General features: G+C 61.5%; 23 protein-coding genes. 6 read left to right on the top strand and 17 right to left on the bottom strand.

The window, feature by feature from the left end; all coding sequences use genetic code 11:
- Nucleotides 1-19 precede the first annotated feature (19 nt).
- Nucleotides 20-514: a pantetheine-phosphate adenylyltransferase gene (gene coaD, locus FNU76_RS13640; protein WP_144278718.1), complete on the bottom strand. Its 495-nt coding sequence runs from the start codon at nt 512-514 to the stop codon at nt 20-22.
- 265 nt (nt 515-779) lie between these two features.
- Between coaD and FNU76_RS13635 the strand changes: the two genes are divergently transcribed.
- Nucleotides 780-1,907, top strand: a complete 1,128-nt coding sequence (locus FNU76_RS13635; protein ID WP_144278717.1) for an ABC transporter substrate-binding protein — start codon at nt 780-782, stop codon at nt 1,905-1,907.
- 47 nt (nt 1,908-1,954) lie between these two features.
- Here FNU76_RS13635 and FNU76_RS13630 read toward each other — a convergent pair whose 3' ends face one another.
- The 5 genes from FNU76_RS13630 to murB form a co-directional block, all read right to left on the bottom strand.
- Nucleotides 1,955-2,953: a peptide ABC transporter ATP-binding protein gene (locus tag FNU76_RS13630; protein ID WP_144278716.1), complete on the bottom strand. Its 999-nt coding sequence runs from the start codon at nt 2,951-2,953 to the stop codon at nt 1,955-1,957.
- Entirely contained in the window at nt 2,946-3,917 is a 972-nt protein-coding gene (locus FNU76_RS13625) for an ABC transporter ATP-binding protein (protein WP_144278715.1), read from the bottom strand. Before FNU76_RS13625 ends, FNU76_RS13630 begins: the two co-directional genes overlap by 8 nt.
- Before the next feature lie 135 nt (nt 3,918-4,052).
- Complete coding sequence (locus FNU76_RS13620) at nt 4,053-4,952, bottom strand: ABC transporter permease subunit (RefSeq protein ID WP_144278714.1); 900 nt, start codon at nt 4,950-4,952, stop codon at nt 4,053-4,055.
- 10 nt (nt 4,953-4,962) lie between these two features.
- Nucleotides 4,963-5,973 carry an ABC transporter permease subunit gene (locus tag FNU76_RS13615; RefSeq protein WP_144278713.1) on the bottom strand — a complete coding sequence of 337 codons (1,011 nt, stop codon included), beginning with the start codon at nt 5,971-5,973 and terminating at the stop codon, nt 4,963-4,965.
- Between the two features lie 211 nt (nt 5,974-6,184).
- Nucleotides 6,185-7,198, bottom strand: a complete 1,014-nt coding sequence (murB, locus tag FNU76_RS13610) for a UDP-N-acetylmuramate dehydrogenase (protein ID WP_144278712.1) — start codon at nt 7,196-7,198, stop codon at nt 6,185-6,187.
- Nucleotides 7,199-7,498: 300 nt separating this feature from the next.
- On the opposite strand from murB, the gene FNU76_RS13605 reads away from it, so the two are divergent.
- From FNU76_RS13605 to FNU76_RS13590, 4 genes are all read left to right on the top strand, one after another.
- On the top strand, nt 7,499-7,768 hold the full coding sequence (locus FNU76_RS13605; protein ID WP_144278711.1) for a BufA1 family periplasmic bufferin-type metallophore: 270 nt from the start codon (nt 7,499-7,501) through the stop codon (nt 7,766-7,768).
- A gap of 72 nt (nt 7,769-7,840) precedes the next feature.
- Nucleotides 7,841-8,671, top strand: a complete 831-nt coding sequence (bufB, locus tag FNU76_RS13600) for an MNIO family bufferin maturase (RefSeq protein WP_144278710.1) — start codon at nt 7,841-7,843, stop codon at nt 8,669-8,671.
- Nucleotides 8,668-9,447 carry an HvfC/BufC family peptide modification chaperone gene (locus FNU76_RS13595; RefSeq protein ID WP_144278709.1) on the top strand — a complete coding sequence of 260 codons (780 nt, stop codon included), beginning with the start codon at nt 8,668-8,670 and terminating at the stop codon, nt 9,445-9,447. Before bufB ends, FNU76_RS13595 begins: the two co-directional genes overlap by 4 nt.
- Nucleotides 9,448-9,458: 11 nt before the next feature.
- A complete protein-coding gene (locus FNU76_RS13590; RefSeq protein ID WP_144278708.1) occupies nt 9,459-9,962 on the top strand; it encodes a DoxX family protein in 504 nt (167 codons plus the stop codon).
- A 58-nt stretch (nt 9,963-10,020) separates the two neighbouring features.
- Here the strand turns inward: FNU76_RS13590 and FNU76_RS13585 are convergent, their stop codons facing one another.
- The 8 genes from FNU76_RS13585 to FNU76_RS13550 all read right to left on the bottom strand — a co-directional run bounded on the left by FNU76_RS13585 (nt 10,021) and on the right by FNU76_RS13550 (nt 14,726).
- Nucleotides 10,021-10,407, bottom strand: coding sequence for a type II toxin-antitoxin system VapC family toxin (locus FNU76_RS13585; RefSeq protein WP_144278707.1), 387 nt, complete (start codon nt 10,405-10,407; stop codon nt 10,021-10,023).
- Nucleotides 10,404-10,649, bottom strand: a complete 246-nt coding sequence (locus FNU76_RS13580) for a type II toxin-antitoxin system Phd/YefM family antitoxin (RefSeq protein WP_144278706.1) — start codon at nt 10,647-10,649, stop codon at nt 10,404-10,406. The genes FNU76_RS13585 and FNU76_RS13580 overlap by 4 nt, the downstream gene beginning before the upstream one ends.
- A gap of 122 nt (nt 10,650-10,771) precedes the next feature.
- Nucleotides 10,772-11,215 (bottom strand): RNA 2'-phosphotransferase, encoded by a 444-nt coding sequence (locus FNU76_RS13575; RefSeq protein ID WP_223879014.1) that lies wholly within the window; start codon nt 11,213-11,215, stop codon nt 10,772-10,774.
- A gap of 4 nt (nt 11,216-11,219) precedes the next feature.
- A complete protein-coding gene (locus tag FNU76_RS13570; protein ID WP_144278704.1) occupies nt 11,220-11,498 on the bottom strand; it encodes a helix-turn-helix domain-containing protein in 279 nt (92 codons plus the stop codon).
- A gap of 4 nt (nt 11,499-11,502) precedes the next feature.
- Nucleotides 11,503-11,715 carry a type II toxin-antitoxin system RelE/ParE family toxin gene (locus FNU76_RS13565; RefSeq protein WP_144278703.1) on the bottom strand — a complete coding sequence of 71 codons (213 nt, stop codon included), beginning with the start codon at nt 11,713-11,715 and terminating at the stop codon, nt 11,503-11,505.
- Nucleotides 11,716-12,007: 292 nt separating this feature from the next.
- Nucleotides 12,008-13,327, bottom strand: a complete 1,320-nt coding sequence (locus tag FNU76_RS13560) for a type II toxin-antitoxin system HipA family toxin (protein ID WP_144278702.1) — start codon at nt 13,325-13,327, stop codon at nt 12,008-12,010.
- A gap of 26 nt (nt 13,328-13,353) precedes the next feature.
- A complete protein-coding gene (locus FNU76_RS13555) occupies nt 13,354-13,830 on the bottom strand; it encodes a helix-turn-helix domain-containing protein (RefSeq protein ID WP_144278701.1) in 477 nt (158 codons plus the stop codon).
- Between the two features lie 479 nt (nt 13,831-14,309).
- Nucleotides 14,310-14,726 (bottom strand): hypothetical protein, encoded by a 417-nt coding sequence (locus tag FNU76_RS13550; RefSeq protein ID WP_144278700.1) that lies wholly within the window; start codon nt 14,724-14,726, stop codon nt 14,310-14,312.
- On the opposite strand from FNU76_RS13550, the gene FNU76_RS13545 reads away from it, so the two are divergent.
- Entirely contained in the window at nt 14,721-15,656 is a 936-nt protein-coding gene (locus FNU76_RS13545; protein WP_144278699.1) for an integrase core domain-containing protein, read from the top strand. The genes FNU76_RS13550 and FNU76_RS13545 overlap by 6 nt on opposite strands.
- Before the next feature lie 135 nt (nt 15,657-15,791).
- Here the strand turns inward: FNU76_RS13545 and FNU76_RS13540 are convergent, their stop codons facing one another.
- From FNU76_RS13540 to ppc, 3 genes are all read right to left on the bottom strand, one after another.
- Nucleotides 15,792-19,454 carry an RHS repeat domain-containing protein gene (locus FNU76_RS13540; protein ID WP_179958116.1) on the bottom strand — a complete coding sequence of 1,221 codons (3,663 nt, stop codon included), beginning with the start codon at nt 19,452-19,454 and terminating at the stop codon, nt 15,792-15,794.
- A 338-nt stretch (nt 19,455-19,792) separates the two neighbouring features.
- Complete coding sequence (locus tag FNU76_RS13535) at nt 19,793-20,245, bottom strand: hypothetical protein (RefSeq protein WP_144278697.1); 453 nt, start codon at nt 20,243-20,245, stop codon at nt 19,793-19,795.
- A 46-nt stretch (nt 20,246-20,291) separates the two neighbouring features.
- Nucleotides 20,292-23,051 carry a phosphoenolpyruvate carboxylase gene (gene ppc, locus FNU76_RS13530; RefSeq protein ID WP_144278696.1) on the bottom strand — a complete coding sequence of 920 codons (2,760 nt, stop codon included), beginning with the start codon at nt 23,049-23,051 and terminating at the stop codon, nt 20,292-20,294.
- Nucleotides 23,052-23,162: the final 111 nt, after the last annotated feature.

Genomic DNA, 23,162 nt, shown 5'->3' with positions numbered 1-23,162 from the left:
CGGCGGTGATGGAAGAAGGTTAGCCCTTCAGCGTCATTTCGATAAAGCGTCTGTGCACAGGCGGCGGCACGTACTGTTTGAGGACCTGTTCCCAACCGACCGGGCCCACCAGCCCCTTGATCATGGTGGAACTGACTTCGGCGATCTGGCGCGGCGGCATCAGGAACACCGTGTCGATATCCGGCACCAGATCGCTGTTCACATAACGCATGGTCCGCTCGAACTCATAGTCGCTGGCGGTGCGGATACCGCGCAGGATAAAGTTGGCGTTGACCGACTGGGCATAATTGACCAGGAACTGGTTCTCGAAATGCGCCACCCGCAGCTTAGGCAGATGGCGGGTACATTCATGCAGCATCTGCTCCCGCTCCTCGACGGTGAACGTGCTGCGCTTATCCGGATTGACGCCGATGGCGACGATCATCTCGTCGAACAGTTCATAGCCCTGTTCTATCATCCAAAGGTGGCCATTGGTGACCGGGTCGAAACTGCCAGCGTAGACCGCGCGTTTCATCGTATGGCATTCCTGTGCATTGGGGCGCCCATTCTACTAGGGAGGATCTGAACAAGGGTAAGTGCTGAACGTTTGATGAACCGCACAGAGGATTTCCTGGTTCATATTCGGTAAGCCGGGGACAAATCCGCTAAGCCGCGACAGCGAGCCTCTGCAACGAATTGGGGGTAAATGCCACAGTGTGCACAAATTGCACACCCGTCATTACAAACCAAATCATCAGCACAGGCTAATCTACGCCTTACAACATAACAGGGAGTAAGCAATGGGCAAATGGATACGCATGCTGTGGTTGACCTTATGCCTGCTGGGCCTGGGCGCGCGGGCAGACATCGTCATCGGCCAGAGCGTGCCGCTCAGCGGCGTTGCCGGCGAGTATGGCCGCAATATGGCGCAGGGGGCACAGGCCTACTTCAACTGGCTCAACAAGCAATCCGGCGGCATCCATGGCGAGCAGATCAAATACGTCCAATACGATGACGGCTTCGACTTCTCCCGTACCCTGGCCAACACCCGCAAACTCCTGGCCGAGGACAAGGTCGTCGCGCTGATGGGCTATTTCAGCTCCGATGCCACCGCTTCCATCGTCAGCCGCCGTTGGCTGGATGGCGGCGGGGTGCCCTTGGTGGGCGTGAGCAGCAGCGCGCGCACGGTGCGCGAGCCGGGATCGCGCTTCCTGTTCCATACCCGCGCCAGCCAACGCGAGGAAATCGCCAAGCTGATGGCACAGATGAAGCGGCTGGGGATCGCCCGTATCGGCGTGTTCTACCAGGACGATGGCTTTGGCCAGGATGGTCTGGCCGCCGCCCAGGAAGAAGCGAAAAGCACCGGTATCGTGATCGCCGCAAGCGCCAGCTATCCCGCCAACACCCTGAGCGTCAATACCGCGGTCAAACGCCTGGCCGATGCCAATCCACCGGCCATCCTGATGATTTCCATCACCAAGCCATCCGGCCTGTTCATCAAGGCCTTTCGCCGGCTGGATTCGGACGCCGCGCTCTATCACACCTCGACGGTGGACTTCGACGAGCTGGTCCGCGATATCGGTCCCGACCTGGTCCATGGGCTGGCTATCGCCCAGGTCTATCCCTATCCGGGCGATAACCAGAATAAATTGATCAAGGAATTCCGCAGCACGCTGGCCGCGTTCGCCCCTTCCTCCACGCCACCAGGCTACGCCGCGCTGGAGGGCTATATCACCGCCAAACTGCTGGCCGATGCCATCGGCAAAGCCGGCCCCAACCCTAGCCGAGCCAAGGTCTATGAGGCACTGGATAATTTGGGGGAGGTGAATTACGGCGGGTTCCGGCTAAGCTTCGGGCCGAACCAGCGTAGCGGATCGCACTTTGTCGAACTGACCATCGCCAACCAGAAGGGCGAGTTGTCGAAGTAAAGGCGGCCGTTCCGGGGGCAAGCCCCGGAACGGCCGTATTGCAAAGCTCAGGCGTTGATCTCTTCCACGTGGTGGCACGCCACCATGCGGCTATCGATCTCGCGCAACTGCGGCACTTCCTGCTTGCAGCGGTCGGTGGCGAAGGGGCAGCGCTTGTGGAAGGTGCAGCCGCTGGGTGGATTCAGCGGGCTGGGCAGTTCGCCGGTGATCTTGATCTGGATGCGCCGGTCTTCTTCACGGATAGCCGGCGTCGCGCTGATCAAGGCCTTGGTATAGGGATGCAAGGGCTTGCCGAAGATCGTGGTCTTCGCGCCGTATTCCACCGTGGCGCCGAGATACATCACCAGCAGATCGTCGGCGACGTGCTCCACCACGCTCAAGTTATGCGAGATAAAGACGTAGCCCGTCTCGAACTCGTCCTGCAAATCCATGAACAAATTGAGGATCTGCGCCTGGATGGACACGTCCAGCGCCGATACCGGCTCGTCGGCCACCAGGATGCGCGGGTTCAGGATCATGGCGCGGGCAATGGCGATACGCTGCCGCTGGCCGCCGGAGAACATATGCGGGTAGCGGTGGATATGCTCGGGACGGAGACCGACCTTGGCCACGATGGCCTTGATCTTTTCCATCCGCTCGGCGCTGCTCAAGCTGGTATTGATATAGAGCGGCTCGTCCAGGGTGGCGGCAATGGTCTTGCGCGGATTGAGCGAGGCGTAAGGATTCTGGAACACCATCTGCACCTTGGCGCGCATGGCTTTCACCGTGGCGGCATCGGCTTGGGCCACGTTGACGCCGTCGATGCTCAGCACGCCGGAAGTGGCCGGCTCGATCATGGTCAGCTGGCGGGCCAGGGTGGACTTGCCGCAACCCGACTCCCCCACTACCGCCAGCGTCTTCTTGGCCGACAGGCTGAACGACACGCCATTGAGGGCCTTGACCATGGCATGGCCCTTGAGAAAACCCCGGCTCACTTCGTAGTAGCGGGTCAGATCCTTGGCCAGCAGCAGTTCGGGCTGCGCTGTAACCGCATTTGCATTAGCCATGGCTCGGTTTTCCTTCAGCATCCAGCGGGAAGAAGCAGCGTACACCGGAGGTCAAGTCCGGCCGCTCGACGCGGCAGCGGTCCTGCACATACTGGCAGCGTGGCGATAACAGGCAGCCCTTGGGCCGGTCGTAGTGTCCGGGCACGATGCCGGCCAGGGCCGACAGGCGCCTGGCGCCCTTGCTGTGCTCGGGGATGGCGGCCAACAGGGCCTGGGTATAGGGATGGCGCGGCGCTTTGAACAGTTCGGCGACCGGCGAGGCTTCGACCACCTGGCCGGCATACATCACGCAGATGCGCTTGGCCATTTCGGCGATCACCGCCAGATCATGGGTAATCATGATCAAGCCCATATTGTGTTCTTTCTGCAGCCGCTCCAGCAGATCCATGATCTGCGCCTGGATGGTCACATCGAGCGCGGTGGTCGGCTCGTCGGCGATCAGCAGCTTGGGGTTGCAGCTGATCGCCATGGCGATCATCACCCGCTGGTTCATGCCGCCCGACAGCTGGTGCGGATAGGCGTTCAGACGATTCTTCGGGTCGGGGATCTCGACCAGTTCCAACAGCTCCAGCGCGCGCTTTTCCAGCGCGGCGCCACGCAATCCCAGATGGACCTTCAACGATTCCTTCAGCTGGAATCCGACCGTATAGGACGGGTTAAGGCTGCTGAGGGCATCCTGGAAGATCATCGCGATGTCCTTGCCGACGATCTTGCGCCGCGCGCCCGCGCTCATCTTCAGCAGATCGTGGCCATCGAAGCTCAGATGATCGGCCGTCACGCGGCCGGGCAAGTCGATCAGGCCCATCAGGGCCATCATGGTCACCGATTTACCGGAGCCGGACTCGCCGACGATACCCACCAATTCGCCACGGTCGATCTCGAAGTCCAGACCATCCACGGCGGGAAATGGATGCGCTACCGAGCCGAACTCGACGCGCAGATTCTTGATACTCAACAGGCTCATACCGCGTTCCTCAAGGAAGCGCCAAATAGAATCCCCCTGGCGGCCGCAATGGCCGGGGGAATGGAGGCAGTCAGCACGACGCTGGCACCCGGCGCGGCCGGGTGGCGGGAAGAACTAAGCGACACTTGCAACCCCTTACGCGGCACGCTTCAGGCGCGGGTCGAGCGCATCGCGCAGACCGTCACCCATCAGGTTGATGGAGAGCACCGAGATCAGGATGGTCAGGCCGGGCATGGTCACGACCCACGGCGCCCGCTCGATGTAATCGCGCGCGGCCGACAGCATGGTGCCCCACTCCGGCGTGGGCGGTTGCACGCCCAGGCCAAGGAAGCCCAGGGCGGCGACTTCGAGGATGGCGGAAGAAAAACCCAGCGTGGCGTTCACGATCAGCGGCGCCATGCAATTGGGCAGCACGGTCAGGAACATCAGCCGCAGCGTACCGGCGCCGGCCACGCGGCTGGCCGTGACGTATTCCTTATTGATCTCGGCCATGGCGGCGGCCCGGGTCAGGCGGGTGTAGCTGGGCAAGGTGCCGATGGCGATGGCCAGCATGGTGTTGACCAGGCCGGGTCCGAGAATGGTGATGATGCAGATGGCCAGCAGAATGCCGGGCAAGGCCAGCATGATGTCCATCAGCCGCATGATGACCGGGCTCAAGTGCTTCTGGAAGAAAGCAGCCAGCAGGCCCAATACCACGCCGGGGATCAGCGACATCAGCACCGACATCAGGGCAATAAACAGCGAGACCCGCGCACCGAAGATCAGCCGCGACAGAATATCGCGTCCCAGCTCATCGGTACCCAGCACAAAGGTCGATAGCCCGCCGGCATCCCAGGAAGGCGGCGTCAGCATATGGTCGCGGTATTGCTCGATCGGATCGTGCGGCGCCAGCCAGCCGGCGAACAGCGCGCAGAAAACGGTAATGGAAAACAGTACCAAGGCCACCAGCGCACCCCGGTTGGCGGAAAAGCTGTGCCAGAACTCCTTCAATGGACTCGGGTAGCTGGGAACGGTTTCGATAATTTGCGTTGTCATCTTCGCGTGCTCACTTGGCCGAACGGATGCGCGGATTGACCACGCCGTAGAGCAGGTCCACGAACAGGTTCACCACGATGAAAATGGTGGCCGAAATCAGGATGCCGGCTTGCACCACCGGGTAATCGCGGCGCGAAATGGAATCGACGATCCATTTGCCGATGCCTGGCCAGGAATATATCGTCTCGGTCAGCACCGCGCCACCCAGCAGGGTGCCGGTTTGCAGGCCGATCACGGTAATCACCGGAATCAAGGCATTGCGCAAGGCATGCACCACCACCACGCGGGTAGGCGCCAGGCCCTTGGCGCGGGCGGTACGGATATAGTCTTCGCGCAGCACTTCCAGCATGGAGGAACGGGTCATCCGGGCGATCACCGCCAAGGGGATGGTGCCCAGCACGATGGTCGGCAGGATCAGGTGCATGGCGGCCGACTTGAAGGCGCCCTCTTCACCCGACAGCCAGCTGTCTATCAGCAGGAAACCGGTCTTCTGGGCGATATCGAACTCGATATCGATACGGCCCGATACCGGCGTCCAGCCCAGCTTGACCGAGAAGAACATGATAAGGATCAGCCCCCACCAGAAAATAGGCATGGAAAACCCGGTCATCGCCGAGCCCATCACCGTATGGTCGAAGATCGATCCGCGCTTGAGCCCGGCGATCATCCCGGCCGGCAGGCCCAGTACCAGGGCGAACACCAACGCGCACATGGCCAGCTCGATGGTGGCGGGGAACAGCGTGAAGAATTCCTTGGTCACCGGCTCGCGGGTCACCAGGGAGATACCCAGGTCGCCATGCGCCAGGTTGCCCAGATAATTGAAGTACTGCGTGTGCAGGGGCAGGTCCAAACCCAAGCGATGCATCGCCGCGGCATGCATGACGGGATCGAGCTTGCGCTCGCCGACCATGACTTCGATGGGATCGCCGGGAATCAGGCGTATCAGGGCAAAGGCGACCAGCGTAATGCCGATAAAGGTCGGAATGACCGTCGCCAGTTTCCTCAGGAAGAAAGAAAACATGGGGTTACCCTCTGGTGGGCCAGTAAGAAAGTGGGGCCGGGGGTGGAAAAGCGCGCGATGTTACCGCGCGGGTGTCGCGAACGGCAATGACCGGTTGTCTACTATCGAATACACTGTGGTTTGTGCCACAGCAGGGTTTTCCCTAGGTCCAAGCCACTGTTTTTACGGCATGAAATAGTGGTTGCACTGTATGCAAAAAGATTGACCGGCCTCACCACCACACCGGCTCGGGCGTCAGCGCAACACCAAAGCGTTGCAGCACATCCGCTTGCACCGCCGCCATCAGCGCGGCCACGTGGCTTGCATCGGCGCCGCCATGGTTGACCAGTACCAGGGCCTGTTTTTCGTACATCCCCACCGGTCCCAGCCGGCGCCCCTTCCAGCCGGCCTGCTCGATCAGCCAACCGGCTGCCAGCTTGGCCTGCCCACCGGCCTGCGGAAAGACCGGCATGCCGGGATGTGCGGACGCCAAGTCGGCGGCCAGCTCGGCCGAGACGATAGGGTTGTGGAAGAAACTGCCGGCATTGCCCAGCTGGGCGGGATCGGGCAGCTTGCTGGAGCGGGCGGCCATGACGGCTTCGGCCACCGCTTGCCCTGTTGGTGTCTGCCCGGCCAGGCGCGCAGCCAGGTCGCCATAATCCAGCTTGGCTTCCCAGCGCTTGGGCAGCCGGAATAGCACCTCGCTGATCAGCCAGCGCCCCGCCTGCCCCTGCTTGAAAATACTGTCGCGGTAGCCGAAGGCGCATTGCTCGGGCGTGAATACGCAGCTGGCGCCGTCCTCCAGGCTGAGCGCAGTCAGGGCGCAGAAGCGATCCTTCAACTCAACGCCATAGGCACCGATATTCTGGATGGGGGCGGCCCCCACCGTGCCGGGAATCAGCGCCAGGTTCTCCAGGCCGGGCCAGCCTTGCGCCAGCGTCCACATGACAAACTCGTGCCAGTTCTCGCCGGCTGCCGCGGCGACATACCAGGCGTATTCATCCTCGCCCAGCAGCGTGCGGCCCTTCAGCTCGACCTTGAGCACGGTACCTTCCACCTGCGCCGCCGGCACCAGGTTGCTGCCGCCGCCCAGTATATGTAATGGTCCCGAGCCGGACTGCAGAATGGCCGGCAATTGCTCGGCACGTTCAAGCACATGCAGGGCGCGGGCCTGCGATACCAGGCCGAGGGTATGCAGCGGTGCGAGGTCGCAAGCCGACGGAAGCGGAAGATCATTCAATGACATATAGATAGCCGGGGAAGCGAGTCGGCATTATAGCGAGAAGGATCAAGCCCAAGCTTGGCCATCTTGTTCGATACTTTCCCAAACCGGGCCGGGATCGCTAATATCGCGCTCCGTGCCCCCTGCCTCGATGGTGAATAGTTGCCCCTACGAAGCGGACGGAACATTCAGCGGACATTCACACGGCCATGCCAGAATGATTCCCACGCAAGACTGGCATGTAAGAAATCCTGAGCTATTCTCGACCAAGGCTCACGGTAACCACCGCCAACCTTTATTTGGTCAACACTTGGAGTCATGAACATGGACAAGAAGCACGCTCTTATCGCCGGCGCCCTCACCAGCCTGATCGCCCTCAGCCTCTCCGGCGGCGCGATGGCCGACGAAAAGGCCGCTAAGGAAAAATGCTACGGCGTCGCCAAGGCCGGCAAGAATGACTGTGCCTCCGCCAACGGCAGCCACAGCTGCGCCGCCCAGACCAAGATCGACAACGATCCAAACGACTGGAAGTACGTCGCCAAGGGTACTTGCGACAAGATGGGCGGCAGCACCGAAGCCGGCAAGAAAAAGTAAGCCACGCCCTTTAGGCTTGGTATTCGCGGGCGGCAATTGCCGCCCGTTTTCCATTGCAGTCCTGGAAAGCGCATGCTCACCACCCTCCCCCGCGCCGCCGGTATCGGCTTGCGCTTGCCGCATATACGCGAAGTACTGGATACCCGGCCGGCCGTGGCCTGGTTCGAAGTGCACGCCGAGAACTTCTTCGGCGGCGGCGCCAATCTGGCCGCCTTGCAGGCAGTACGCGCCGATTATCCGCTCAGCTTGCATGGGGTCGGCATGGGCCTGGGTTCCGTCACCGCGCTGGACGCCGCTCACCTGGCCCATTTCCGCCGGCTGATCGAGCGGCTGGAACCCGCCTGCGTATCGGAACATCTGTGCTGGAACCGCACCACCGACGAATGCTTTAACGATCTCTTGCCCCTGCCTTACAGCGAGGCCGCGCTCAAACATATGGCCGAGCGAGTCGCCATGGCGCAGGAAGCACTGGGACGCCGCTTGCTGGTGGAGAACCTGTCTTCCTATGTCGCATTCGCCGACGATGCCATCGCCGAGGGCGAGTTCCTGGCCGAGCTGGTGCGCCGTACCGGCTGCGGGCTGCTGGTGGACGTCAATAATCTCTATGTGAACGAACATAATCTCGGCCGCGACGCCCGCGCGGCGCTGGCGGCCTTGCCGGCCGACGCGGTCGGCGAGATCCATATCGCCGGGTTCGAAGTGCGCGACGACGAACTCTGGCTGGACTCGCACGGCACACCGGTGCGCGAGGAAGTCTGGCGCCTGCTCGACGATGCCCTGGCGCGCTTCGGACCGGTACCGGTCTTGCTCGAGCGCGACAGCAATCTACCGGCCTTCGCCGAACTACAAGCCGAAGCGGCCCGCGCCCAGCTCGCCCTGCAACGGCTTGGGGAAAAGTCATGAGCAAGCCTGCAAATCGGCCATCCCGGCAAAGTATCCCGCTCGACCGCCTACAGCAGGATTTCGTCCAGGCCATGCATGATCCGCAAGCCGCGCAGACCCTGTTCGGCCGCAGTGCCGGCGGCGCCAGTGCCTATGCCAATAATGCCCTGCTCAACCGGGCCGATGCGCTCTCCGAAGCCTACCCGGTCGTTCTCCAACTGGTCGGTGAAGAATTCTTCGGCGGCATGGCCCGCGCCTACGCACGGGTCACCCCCTCACGCTCCGGCGACCTGAACCGGTATGGCGTGGATTTCGCCGACTTTATCGCCGACTTTGCTCCAGCCAGGGAACTGGCCTATCTACCGGATACCGCGCGCTTGGACTGGCTCTGCCACTGCGCTTATTACGCTGCGGACCATGCTGAATTCAGCCTGGCGCTGCTCGCCGAGGTGCCGGCGGAAAAGCAGGGCGGCTTACGATTGCTACTCGCGCCCGCGGTTGGCCTGCTAGGCTCAAGATGGCCGATCGCCAGCCTGTGGCTGGCCCACCAACCGAACGCAGGGGACTTCCCCTCGCCCGACCAGGGCAGCGAAAACGCGCTGGTCTGGCGCAATGGCCACAACCGGGTACGGGTGCGCCGGCTGATGCCGGCCGAACACGCCTTCCTGCGCGCCTGCCAAGCGGGGCTACCGCTCGCCGAGGCCCTGGAGCGCGCCATGGATGAAGATATGGAATTTGATCTGGGCCTGTCATTACAGGGCTGGATAAGCGACCAAGTGATCGTTGATTTCGATTAGGAAGCTTTGATATGAAAACCATCCTGCAATCCGGCCTGGCTTATGGACGCTGCGCCACCACCTTGATCGAACGCTGGTTCGCGCCGGTGGCCGATTTGGTCGCCCGCCTTTATCTTGCCCGGGTGTTTTTCAGCTCGGGGCTGACCAAGCTGGATGATTGGGATATTACTATCGCCCTGTTCACCGACGAATATCGCACTCCGCTGCTGCCGCCTGAAGCGGCTGCTGTATTGGGGACGGCGGGTGAGTTGTTTTTTCCAGTGTTGCTGGCGCTGGGACTGGCGGGACGGATAGGGGCGATTGGGCTGTTTGGCGTCAATATCATGGCCGTTGTTTCGTATTGGCATGTATTGGGGCTGCCGGAACAGGCTGCTTCCCTGACGCATCATTTGAACTGGGGCTTGCTGCTGGCGCTGCTGATCGGGCATGGGCCGGGCAAGCTGTCGGTGGATGCGTTGATTTTGCGGATCTGGCCGGGGCTGTTGGATAAATCTGCTTGCGGTACATCACGCTAACCAGCACGACCTGAGGCTCCGCCGAGTAGCGTTCACCGCAACCCGGCGGGTCAAACGCTTAAACCTTTCGGATCGGCCCTGGATATTGCGCAACTAGCGGGTCTGCTGTCAAAAGAAGGATGCCTTCGACCATCGATTGCGCAACGAGGATGCGGTCGAAAGGATCCTTGTGGATAGCTGGAAGACCCTCTACAAAAACCGCATGTTCGCTGTTGATCGGCAACTCAAGATAGCCATTGTCGAGCAAGCCTCGGCGCAATAATCTCGGGTCCACGCGGAAATCATCGCGTCCAAGTCCACGCTTGATCGACACTTCCCACAAGCTGGCCGAACTGAAATACAGCTCGTTGAGAGGGTCTTCGAGCAACGCCCGCGCCGCATTCGATAGCCGCTCGAGTTGCCCAGCAGCCCATAGCAGCAGATGGGTATCCAAAAGCAACTTCATGCACCACCACCGAAAAGCTGTTCGATCTCCCGGCTCCCCATGTGATCGAAGTCGTCGGGCACGGCGATTTCACCGATCATGTAGCCCAGGCGGCGAACTTGCCCTGCCGCCGGCGTATCAAGCGCGGTGACCTTTACCATAGGCGTACCGGCCTTGGCGATAATGAATGATTCGCCCTTTGCGGCTTCTTCAACGAGGCGCGACAAATGGGTTTTGGCCTCATGGATGTTCACGGTGTGCATGGCCATGTCCCGAGTAAACTAAGTCTTGTTAGTCTAGTCCATCATGAGCATTCCAACTAGACGAGGCAAAGCCAACTCGCGGATAAATCTCTGCTCGCACTAAACGGGCGCCGAAGCCGGCGCTAACGCAGTGGCGAACTTGCCGCCAAAAATTCGGCCGGCACATGATCGGTCAACCAAACGCCATTGTCGGCAAGGAAGAACTTGAAGCCCTTTGCATGCATGCGGAGGGCTTCAATTTTCAGGATGGTCGGCTTGCCATGGCGCTGCCCCACGCTGTATGCGGTCGCTTCGTCAGCGGACAGATGTACTTGCTGGCGAGATTGCGGCTTCAGGCCATCGGCCAAGATCGCGTCAACAAAACGCGTGGCGGTTCCGTGGTAGAGGATTTGGGGTGGTTCTTGCGCAATCAGGCCAAGTTCCACTGTAACGGAATGGCCTTGAGCGGCGCGGATGCGTTGTCCGTCATCCGATAGCGAGAATCGCTTTTTATCGCTGGTCTCGACCACGTTCAACAAGTCCGCACGGCTGAACCGGGTTCCGCTGGCATTGCTTTTGTCGATCAAATCATCAATCGAGGCCCAGCCTGTTCAAACATTCGATCATCTTGGCCTGACTGATACCACGGAACTTGCCACGCAGCATTTCGGAGAGCTTCGGATGCGGCATGCCCAACAGTTCGGCCGCCCGCAGTTGAGTCAGGTGCCGGCTTTTGATGATCTGGGCGATCTCGCGTGCCAGTTCGGCCTTAATCAGCATTTCGTCGGCGTCAGGTCGGTCTAGATCGGCGTAGGGGTTATCGCTGCCCTGCTCGATGCTGATGTCGTCGATGATTTCTAACTCGTTCATATTCCTACCCCTTTTCCCGTGCCGCAACCGCTTTCAAACGAGCTTCGATCAACTCCATATCCGGCTTGGGTGTAGCGATACCACTGGTCGATTTCTTCTGAAAGCAATGCAGTACATACACCGCCGTCGCATAGCGCACCGTATAAACGGCACGGTAGTCGTAGTCGATCAGGGGGGCCTGGTTCTGGGCCAGCACGAAGCTCTTGTTGCTGTTCATCTGCTGGTACCGGGAAGGGAGACCCGCTTCGAGCTCGACCTTCTGGACCCGCACTTCGACCAGGCTCTGTTCGTTGCTGTACAGCTTGCGGTTATTGCTGCTGTAAATGCTGACGTTGCGCTTGGCGGCATACTAGCCGTAGCCGCTGTCGTGCTGGTAGTCGGTGATTGCACCAGTTCGCCAGGCGGGGGAGCGGGACCAGTTGATTGCCGGCCTGCCCGATGCCGTATTCGTAACAAATGCCGTCGGAGCTTAACCCAATGATTCCTGTTCGATGGGCCTTTTCCTTCGCTCAGTCAAGCAGCAGGAGCTGCCTCTGCCGCTCAACCATCTCGTTTTCGGGCAGGTAGGCAGCCGCCGCAAACTGCGGCCACTTCTCGATGGCTGTGCGCACCTGTTCGATGACGTTGCGCGCTGTGCCGATTTTGAACCGGTCCGCTTCCACCAGTAGGTCTTCAACGGCAATGCCCTTGAACTTGCCATTCACGGACATCAGATGCTGGCTCGTCCATTCGCCCGTCAGGTTGTGTGCAAAGGTCACGTCGTAGGCCGGTGCGAGTTCCCACGCCGAACTACCTTCATGGAGCAGGAAGGAAAAATTCTTCGTATGGTCGTCACAGTTGCGGCCCATTACGTTGAACACCATCCGCCGGAACCCTTCTTCCATGTCTTGGTACGGTAGGTTGAGCTGCACCATAGCCTGAAAGAGCTGGGAATAAGCATTAGCGCCCTTCTTCTTATAGTCGACGTGCGACATCGCGCAAAGCGTCTGTATGTGATTGCGGCCGCCGCGCCCCTCGCGGTCGAAGCGCCGGGTCATGAAGTGAGCGCGGCCATTCTCGTTAAGCAGGCGACATTCTGTCATTTCAATGCCGGCCTCGCGGGCCATCAGATGATAGGCGTACTCGACGCGACCATAGTTCTGTGAAGCGCCTAGTTCGTGGTCCGCGCCCATTCCGTCGAACTTGAGCAACCAATGCTCGAAGCCTTCCGGTGCCTCGAGCTGGCCTGAGCGGATTTCTTCGGTCTCCGGGTTCCAGGCAATCACGGCTTTCGCCCGCGCGCCGCCGGCGGACGTGCCCACCTCGATGATGTTACGCAACGCGGTGTTCGCCTGGTCGTCGTCGCCCATGGTGCCCTTTATTGCCTGCCGCGCCTGCTCGACGAGCGAGCTGAGTTCGATGGGCGTCGGCTTGTGCGCCGCAGGCCCGCGCGCGGGCTTGAAGACCAGCGCGCCCATCGCGCGATTGCTCATGTAGGCAAGCCGGTCTAGCGGCGTGATGTTCTGGGCAGCGATACCCTGATCTGACATATAGCGGTTGATGAGCGCGTTGCCGAAGTCATCCGGCAGCGCATCGCTGAGCATGGCCGGCAGCTTCTTGAACGTCGCTTCGGGCAAATCCGTGAAGATGTAAGCCTCGTCCGCGAGCGGCATCTGCAACGGCGATGGCTCGATGCCGGTGTCGGCGAATTCGGGCGTATAGCTGAACACGTAGAAGCCATAAGCCGGGTCGAGCGTCACCGAGCCGATATGGGTGCCCCACATGTGCACTTCGACGACCCTCACATGCTTGAACGATGCCTTCTTCGCTGCCGTTTTCCTGGTGGCCATACGATTCCTTCGAGGGTACGCTAGCGTTACTCAGTTTTTTTGCGAGATTTGGTGGGCATCTTCACAGGCTTGTCGCCGGCCTGATTCGCAGTCGCAATCAGACGCCGGGCAGCGTTCAGCTGGGCTGAGGAGATACGCAGCTTCCCCTGCTCCTCCCCCCCGGCCTGCTCGGCTATCGCAATTAGGCGTCGGGCAGCATTGATCTTGACTGCGGGGCTGGTGGCGCGCACGCGCTGCGATGCGCGGCTCGTCAAGGTCAATGGATTGACCGTCGCCACCGGCGCCACCGTGTCAAGCCATGACTCACGACCAAGCGCCCGTACGACGCTCAGCAGCGTCTTGACGGTCGAACCTTGGCCGGCCTCGATGTTGCGCAAGGCACGCACGCTCACACCCGCGCGGGCGGCAAGTGTCTTCTGGTCCCAGTTCTTATTGAGCCGGAGCCGCTTGAGCTTCTCGCCGAGGTCGATTTCCAGCTCGTCGAGCGTCTGACCATTGTCCATGGTGTAACCTCCTGATGCAGAAGCGCCCTTAAAGTTCCTCTACACATATAAAGGTAATAGAAAACTACCTTTTTGTGCCTCTACTGTATGGGCAACCCACCATAAGAACAAGTTACACAATAGGCAGATTTAGGGCGATAGATAGTCGTTTATCTTGTCAAGAGGCACAATTATGCCTTTTGTGATAATTTCTTACATGCCTTATTCGCCAGGCCGGCTCGCGCGTGAAAGGAATGCACCTGCTTCCCGAGGTACATGTTGATATCGCGGTTGATGGCAGGCTACGACTCGCATCCGGTAGGGCGGCAAACGAATGGCCGTAGGGCGTTTACAGCCATCGCTTGTAACGGTGCTCGACAGACTGAGTTGGGTCCGGCAGGCCTTGCCTTGCAGCTGGCGCACCAACCTCTCCTTGATGTCGTATTCGAAGTCGCTATTGCGGAACCGCCCTTGGGGCCGCTGCCGCCGATACGGCGGGTTCAGCCATCGGCGTGGTAGTCGTGGTGGAACAGATATTCCCGGTAGTCGGCACGCACATCCTGGTCGGGCAGGCCGTCGCGCCAGTAGCTGCGCAGCGATTGGACTCCGCCGAGGGCGGCGCCGGTAAACAGGCCGGTCAACCGGTGCTCGGCGTAGGTCATCAGCTTCATGTCGGTGAGACGGCCACTGCGGTCGTAGTCGATCAGGGTGGCCTGGTTCTGGGCCAGGACAAAGCTCTTGTTGCTGTTCATCTGCTGGTACCAGAAAGAGAAACTCCCTTCGAGCTCGACCTTCTGGACCCGCACTTCGACCAGGCTCTGTTCGTTGCTGTACAGCTTGCGGTTATTGCTGCTGTAGATGCTGACGCTGCGCTTGGCGGCATACCAGCCGTAGCGACTGAAGTGGATATATTGCAAAACTCCACCCTTGTTGCCATGACCTTTTTGCTGTGGTGCCGGCTCGCTGACCTGCTGGTGCATTTTTGTGAATTATTGCTATGGATCAGCTGCTTAACAGATATTTTAATACCGGAAACGAGCCAGCATCTCCCCAGCGGGCGCTACCGTCCCGCGCCACCACGCCGAACAGGCGGCAAACCCAAACCCCCGTGGGTCAAAGAAGCCGCCCTGGAATTGTTCGCTTGCGGATCGCATAGCATCCGGTCTATCCGCGACAATCTGAATCGCCTGTACGCCCGGCAGGGGATATCCGTCGGGATATCGACGGTATATGGCTGGGTCAAGCGATACAGCCACCAAGCGCTTTCAGCGAAGAGATACACCCGTAATCGCCTGCCCAAGCCTATCCCAGCGAACCGCTGCTGGGGTTTGGATATGACCGGGAAGGGTGATCAGGTGATTTTGGGCATCATCGATCACGGTACTCGGCTGAATGTTGCATTGACCCGCTTGGAACGGGCCAATACCAAACAGATCGTCGAGCAGCTGGATGGGGCCATCGCGCAGTTCGGCTCCCCCGACAAAATCATTACCGACAACGCCTCGGTATTTCGTAGCAAAGCCTTCCGCCAAGCAATGACCCAACGGGGTATTTGGCACAAATTCATACCGCCCGGCCAGCCTTGGAAGAATGGCCGAATCGAGCGCTTCTTTCTGACGCTCAAGCAGAAGCTGGACCGCATCGTTCCCAGCGATAACGCCTGTCTGGACAATCTACTGGCGGAATTCCGGCTTTGGTACAACGCTGTCCGGCCGCATCAGCATTTACATGGCCATACGCCATGGGAAGCATGGAATGGCGTAAATCCTTACAACACCACGCCGCTATCCGTTACCCCGTTCGAGGGGTGGGATGGATTATTGAAAGGGTATTACTTGCGATTCTGAGATTATCCTTCGGGCGTAGAAGGACAGGACGAACGGCGGCGTTCGGGACGTGTCACGTCGACAGCGTAAAAACTGCTTAAATTTTAGGCAAAACACCGCTAAGAAGCGTGCTTTCTGCTTAAAATTTGGTCAGTTTTAAGCTGATTTTCGGCCCAAACTACCCTTGCCCTCGCAAAATCTTGAGGGCAAAAGGCAGTCGGGGGTGTTGTTGTGAACGCCGAACAGGGCAGTGGTGACGTAGCCCAAGGCATCGGTGGTGGCCTCCAGCTGGCCGGCGCCATTGTAGGCATAGCGTATCGTCCGGTCGTCCGGGCCCTGCACCGCTTGCAGGCGGCTGCCCAGCACGCCGTCCGCCAAGCCGCCGGCCAGGCCGTCGGTGGCGATACGGCGGGCGTACTGCACGCTTTCCAGCAATTGCCCCAGGGCGTTGTAGCGATTGGCGCTGACTTCGCCCAAGGCGTTGACCGTGTGGCTCAATTGCCCGGCCGGGGTGTAGTAGAACAGGGTGGTCGCGCCCTCCGCATCGCGCATGGCGATCTTGCGGCCCGCCAGGTCATAGCGGTATTGGGTGGCCCGGCTGGCCCAGATCTGTTCGATGGCGGCCGTGGTAGCGGCGGCGGCCAGCAACTGCGACGCTTCGCCATCCAGTTCGGCGACAAGGCGGCCTGCACCATCGTAGCGGCGGGTCTGCCAACGCGCTTCGTCGCTATCGGCGGCGCGGGTGGTCTGCACCAGGCGCCCCTGGCTATCGTAGCGGTAGCGGCTGATGCCGCCGTCGGCGTCGATCTGTTCGATCAAACGCTGATTGCCGTCATAGCGGTACAGGGTCAATTGATCGTCCGCGCTGGCCGGAGGACGCTGCTGCCCAAGCAAATCGATACCGGGCTGGCCGGTGACGCGGTTGGCATAGCGGCGCTGGCTCAGCTTATTGCCGGCACCGTCATAGCTGAATTCGTCCAGGTAGCCCTCGGCGTCCAGGCTGGCCCGCAATTGGCCCTTGCCATCGTACTGGCGGTAGCTGTGCAGATCCTGCCCCGACGCTGCCGGCAGCAGGCCGAGCGCGGCGACGGGGTCGCGCCACGCCTGCTCGTCCAACAGACTGGCCGGGGCCAGCGTGTTGGCCCGCTGGATCTGTTCCAGCACCCGGCCCAGCGCATCGCGGCGATACTCGGTCACCCGGCCGCCGGCATCGATATGCGCCAGCACCAGGCCCTGGCGGTCCAGCACATCGCGGCTGATGCGGTCCTCGGCCGAGGTGCTGACGGAAATCCGCGCCAACTCCCACTGATCGCTGCCCGCCGGGAGCTTGCGCATGGCGCTGGTAACGATGGCCAAGGCGTAGTGGACCTCGGCCAGTTGCCTGCCTTGGCTGTCGTAGCGCCAAGCGGTGACCCTGCCGCCATTGTCGATATGGCTGGCCAGCCGGCCAGCCTGGTCGTACAACCACCATTCGTGCTGGTCGGCAGCATCGGCCGCCGGCAGCAAGGCGGTAAGCGGCTTGTCCAGGGCAGGACTACCGTCCGGCAGGCGCCAGCCGGCTGCCGCCATATCGACCGCCTTGGCGTATCGCTGGCTATGGTTAAGCCGGCCTGCCCGGTCGTAGGAAAACACGGTGACCGTGCCCGCCCCATCCACTTCGGCGCTCTTGCGGCCAGCGGCATCGTAGAAATACCAGTGCCGCAGTCCCTGCGCATCCTCGCTCACCCGCAACTGGCCGGCCGGGTCGTAATAGCGTCGCTCGCTACGCAATGGTTGACCGCCGGCATCACGCAGTATGCTTTCCAGCAACTGGCCGTTGCCGTCGTAACGTTCGCTGCGCACGCTGCCGTCGGCCAGTTCGGTACTGATGCGATGCTGCAAATCATCGTAGCGGATCCGGGTGACGGCGCCGCCGGCATCGGTACCGACGCTCAGCCGGCCCAAGCCGTCATGGACATAGCTGCTGCGGGCGCCATTCGGGTCCACCTTGGCCAAAAGCTGGCCGGCGGCATCGTAGATATAGTCGCTGCGCTCCGCCGCGCCGCCGTTGCCGTAACGGGTTTCCGACGCCAGCTGGCCACGGAAGTCATAGCCATAATCGATACGCTCCTGCTGGGCGGCCGGCTGCTGCGCCTGCCAGCCCTGCAATTGCGCGAGGGTCGGGTCGGCATCGGCGGCCAGGCCATCCAGCGGATAGGCAGCGGCGCCATAAGCGATCTGGGCGATGCGCTGGCCGGCGGCATCATAGCGATATTCCACCACCTGGCCGGCGGCACCGACGGTAAAGCGCAGGTGGCCGGCGGCATCGTAAATCAGCCGGCGGGTACTGGCCTGGCCCAATGCCGCTGCACCCAGCTCCGCATCGGCGCTACGGGCGTAACGGGTTTCGGCCAGCAAACGGTGGTCGGCCGAATAGCGCCGGTTGATATATTGGCCGTCGGCCTCGTGTTGTCCGACCAGATTGCCGGCGCGGTCGTGGACATATCGGGTGGTGTTGCCCTGCCCATCGATCCGCTTGCCGAGATGGCCGGCCTCGTCGTATTCATAGCTGCGCTGTTCCTGCCTGGACCAACTGCCATCGGCGGCGCCGACGTCCTGGCGCACGGCCAGTAGCCGGCCCGCGCCATCGTACTGGTAGCGGGTGGTCTGGCCGAGCGGATCGGTGATGCTGGTACGGCCGCCTTGGCCGGCCAAGGCACGGAGCAGCAGGCTGGGCGGCGGCGTCAGCTTGGCGCCGGCCAGCAGATCGGGCGAACCCAGCGCCGTTTGCAGCGCCCCGCCGGCCAAGCCCTCGCCATACAGCCGCTTGGCGATCAGCTGCCAGCTATCGCCGGCCTGCACGGTATAGCTGCCATCGGCCGCCAGCGCGCTGGCTTGCACCGCCACCGCGGTAAAGCGGTCGCGCGCATCCAGATCCTCGTGGACGATGCGGGTAAGGCGGCCCTCGCCATCGCGCAGCTCGCTGATATGCCACTCGCCCGGCCGATACTCGATATAGGCAAAGCGCAGCTCGGACCCGTCGCTTTGCTTCAGATGGCTTAGGCGGGTGCTGTTACCGTCGTACTCATATTCACTGGTGTAGACCTGGCCATCGGCCACGCTATTGTCCGCCGGACTGAGATCGACGGTCATCCGGCTTAGGCGGCCCAGGCTGTCGTAATCGTAGCGGCTGCGGCTGGACTGGCTGCCATCCGCCAGCAGTTTGCGGATCTGCACCAGCTGATTGCCTTGGTAGTCGAAGTGCAGGCTTTCGGAGGGCGCGCCGGCACTGACGGACTGGATCCTGCCGATCAAGCCATTGGCCGCATATTCGTACAGGCTGGCATTGCCGTCGGCGTCTTCCTGCGCGGTCAGCCGGCCTTGCTGTGCCACACTGTAGCGCTCGGTCAGCCTGCCGTCTTCGCTGCGCCAGCGCCATTCGCCGCCGGCCAATGCGATGCTGTCCAACTGCCCTTCGGCGCGGTAGCTGCCATCCGCTTCGTCGAAGCGGTAGCGCAGCTCGGCGCCATCCTCGCCAACCCGGATCAGGCTGCTACCCGGCTGACCGGCCACGCCGGCCTCCAGGCGAACCTGGCGATAGACGCCGATCCGCCAGTTGTCGTTATTGTCGCCGTCCAGGCCACCCTGGCTATTGTAGGTCCGCAGCACCCGCATCCCGCCGCCACGCCCCAGCAGCAACTCGTCCCGGTCCTGCACGGCCAGGTTGCCGGTCGCGGCATTGAGATAGATCCCTGTTCCCATCTGGCCCAAGCCGTCTTGCGCGGCCAGCAGCTGACGCGAGGGAATGCCGAGTTGATTGCCGAAGACGATGGTGGCCATGCTGGTAAATCTCCCGGAGCGCGGAGCATCCGTATCCATGTTAAGAAATGCCGGGTGAAGCCGCCGACCAAAATAGATCGGTTCGGCCGCACTACAACCATGGGTCCGGATGAGCGGGAGAAATGTTTAGCGCTTTGTTAAGAAATTTACGAACGGTCGCGCCGGGGGAGCGATGAATCAAGGCAATTCACGCGGACTAACGCGGCAGCGGCTTGGAAGCATGCGTGAAGACAACTGCGGCCTCATTGAGACGGAGTGTTCCTTTTCTTCGTCATTTATATGAATTCAACGAACAAATGGAACACGCTCCAACTACCGCCGCTATCGCTAAGGACACGCTAAGGCGCCAACGGCTTCACCCGCTCGCGATTCCCCAAGCTCCACTTGGCGCAATACCATTTGGTCTGCTGGTTGGTGGTCTCCACCAGCACCGATAGCGTATCGCTGACGTAACGCAGGCCGGTCGGCGTCTGGACCGGCCGGAAACTCAGCTTGAGATTCTGCTCCAGCGTCTGCCGCACCGATTCCACCGGCTGCGGAATCAGCGCTCCCACCATCAGCGCCCGACTTTCGTCCAGGTTGGCGAAGACTTCCAGGGTAACCGCGCCGCCCAGTTGCGCCCCCTGCGAGTTCCACCAGCGCGCTTCGCCCCAATCGCGCAGGCTGGTTTGCAAGTGCGTGTTGAAGTAGTCGTTCCAGAAGGACGTGCTCCACTCCGAGCGGCACAACAAGGCCGCCTCCAGCTTGTCGCTGAAATCGGTCGGCAAGGCGAAGGCTACGCTGGAGTACATCGCCAGCACGGCCGATAGCAGTGCGCGATGCGCGCGTGCCTGGCCCCTAGCCACTGTTGCGCAAACCGGCAGCGATCCCGTTGATGGTGAGATGGATGGCATACAGCACGTCCTCGCTCTCGTCTCCCTCGCGGAAGCGTTTGATCAGGTCCACCTGCAAGTGATTGAGCGGGTCGAGATAAGGCAGGCGGTTTTTCAGGCTGCGGGCCAGCAGTGGATTGTCGCCCAGCAAGCCCATATGGCCGGTGATGGCCAGCACGGCATCGACCGAGCGGCGCCATTCCGCCTTGATACGGCCGAAGATGCGCTGGCCGACCTCGGCATCCTTGACCAGGGCGGCATAGCGGCTGGCGATCTGGATATCGCTCTTGGCCAGCACCATCTCCATATTGCTGATGGTGGCGCGGAAGAAAGGCCAATCCCGGTAGAGCGCGGCCAGCGTTTCGATCGCCTCTTCGCCGTGTTCCTGCCGATAGTTGGCGATCGCGGTGCCGAAGCCATACCAGCCGGGCAGCATCAAGCGGCTTTGCGCCCAGGAGAATACCCAGGGGATGGCGCGCAGATCGGCGATGCTGCCGGTGGCCTTGCGCTTGGACGGCCGGCTGCCGATATTCAGCTTGGCGATTTCCGAGATGGGGGTGGCCTCGTGGAAGTAGACGAGGAAATCCGGTGTTTCGTAGACCAGTTGGCGGAACTCGCGGTAGGCCAGCCCGGAGAGTTTCTCCATCAGCGCCAGCCGTTCGGCCGAATCGGCATCCATGGCCTGTTGCGGCGGGAAGCTGGCGCTGAGCGTGGCGGCCAACAGGGTCTCCAGATTACGCCGGCCCACTTCCGCGTCGGAATACTTGGCGGCAATGATCTCGCCTTGCTCGGTAATGCGGATCTGTCCGTCCACCGAGCCGGCCGGCTGCGCCAGGATGGCGTCGAAGCTTGGGCCGCCGCCTCGTCCCACCGATCCGCCGCGGCCGTGGAACAACCGCATCTGGACATTGGCCGCTTTGAAAACCTCGACCAGTTTGACTTCGGCCTTGTACAGCTCCCAGTTGCTGGTGAGATAGCCGCCGTCCTTATTGCTGTCGGAATAGCCCAGCATGATTTCCTGCACGCCGGCCCTTACCCCGACCAGTTGCATCCACTGCGGCAGGGCGAATAGCTCGCGCACGATATCGGCGCAGCCGCGCAGATCGGGGATGGTTTCAAACAGCGGAATGATATTGATGGCCGAGCGGGGTGCGTGCGCCAAGGACAACAGGCCTACCTCTTTCATCAAGATGGCCACTTCCAGCAGATCGGAAACACTCTGCGCGTTCGAGATGATGTAGTTGGGCAAGGCTGCCGCGCCGTACTTGGCATGTACTTCGGCGGCGGTGCGGGTGATGGCCAGTTCCTTGGCCGTCTCCTCGCTATATTCGACATAGGGCGTGAAGAGCAGGCGCGCGCTGGCCAGCTCGCGCAGCAGTACCTGCTGCCGCCCGGCTTCGTCCAAGGCCAGATAATCCTCCAGCCCGGCCTTTGCCAGCAGCTCGGCGACGACTTGTTCATGCACGCCGCTGTGCTGGCGCATATCGAGCGGCGCCAGGTGGAATCCGAATACTTCCACCGCCCGGATCAGCCGCCGCAAGCGGCCGCTGGCCAGGATGGCGGAGCCATGTCCGGCCAGCGAGGTGGCGATGGCGCGCAGTTCGTCCACCAGCATGGCGGCATTCGGGTAGGCCTCGGCACCGGCGAAGGGCAGGATGCCGCCGCGGAATTTACCCAGCAAATGGGCGGTGGCCAGAATACGTTGGCGGATCGCCGCCATCGCCATGCGATAAGGCTCTTCCGCGCGGCTGGCGGGCTGGTCGGGCGCGCCGGCGGCAATCCGCAGCACGGCGTCCGAAACCTGCACCAGCCGTGAGGACAGGCTGAGCTCCCCCTCCAGCTTGGTGGCTTCCTCGAAATAGAAGTCGAAAGCCACCGCAGCCTGGCGGGCAATGGCGTGCAAAGTGACATCGGGCGTGACAAAGGGATTGCCGTCGCGGTCGCCGCCTATCCAGCAGCCCACGTGCATAAAGGTCGGCAGCTCCACCGGCTCGCCCATCAGCGCACTTAGCCGGTCTTCCAGCTCGATATAAATCCGTGGCAGCTGTTTGAGAAAGGTCGTACGGAAATAGGACAAGCCATTTTCGATCTCGTCCTTGACCGACAATTTGAACGCGCGTATCTCCCGGGTCTGCCACAAGGTCAGCACCACCCGCTTGAGGGCCGCGTCGTTTTCTTCCAATTCCTCCGGCGTCAACGTTTCGCGATCACGCATACGCAAAGTGCGGGCGATGGTCCGCTCGCAGTCCAGCTGGGTCTTGCGCTGCACTTCGGTGGGGTGGGCGGTCAGGACCGGGGCGATCAAGGTTGCGGCCAGCAGGTTCTTGATCGCCTCGGCCGGCACGCCGCGCGCCACCAGGTCATCCAGCGAATGGGCCAGGCTGCCGCGCTGCGGCTTGCTGCCCTGGATACGGTGATAGCGGCGGCGCCGATTGTGGTGCAGGTCCTCGGCGATATTGGATAGGTGGGAAAAATAGCTGAAGGCCCGCGCCAGTGCCACGGTGTTGTCGTGCGACAGGGTGGACAAGGTGGCGGCCAGCTCGTCGGCCGCGCCGGTGTCGGCCTCCCAGACAAAACGTACCGCCAGCTCACGGATCGCTTCGATCTGCTTGAGCGTGTCGTCGCCGGTTTCGGTGCGGATGGTATCCGCCAGCAGGCTGGCCAGCAGCGCAAGATCCTGCTCCAGCGGTAGGTCCTTGGCGGTAGCGTTATCGTATAGGGCCATATTCTCTCTCGTCGACGGGACACTGCGGTATGACCCCGAGATTAATGCACGGAACGAGCGTAGGGAAATAGTGTGGCACTACAGCGCGTCGATGCACCCGGGACATGAATT

The organism is Chitinimonas arctica, assembly GCF_007431345.1.
In the GTDB taxonomy this organism is placed as follows: Bacteria; Pseudomonadota; Gammaproteobacteria; order Burkholderiales; family Chitinimonadaceae; genus Chitinimonas; species Chitinimonas arctica.
This window is presented reverse-complemented; position numbering and strand designations above follow the sequence as displayed.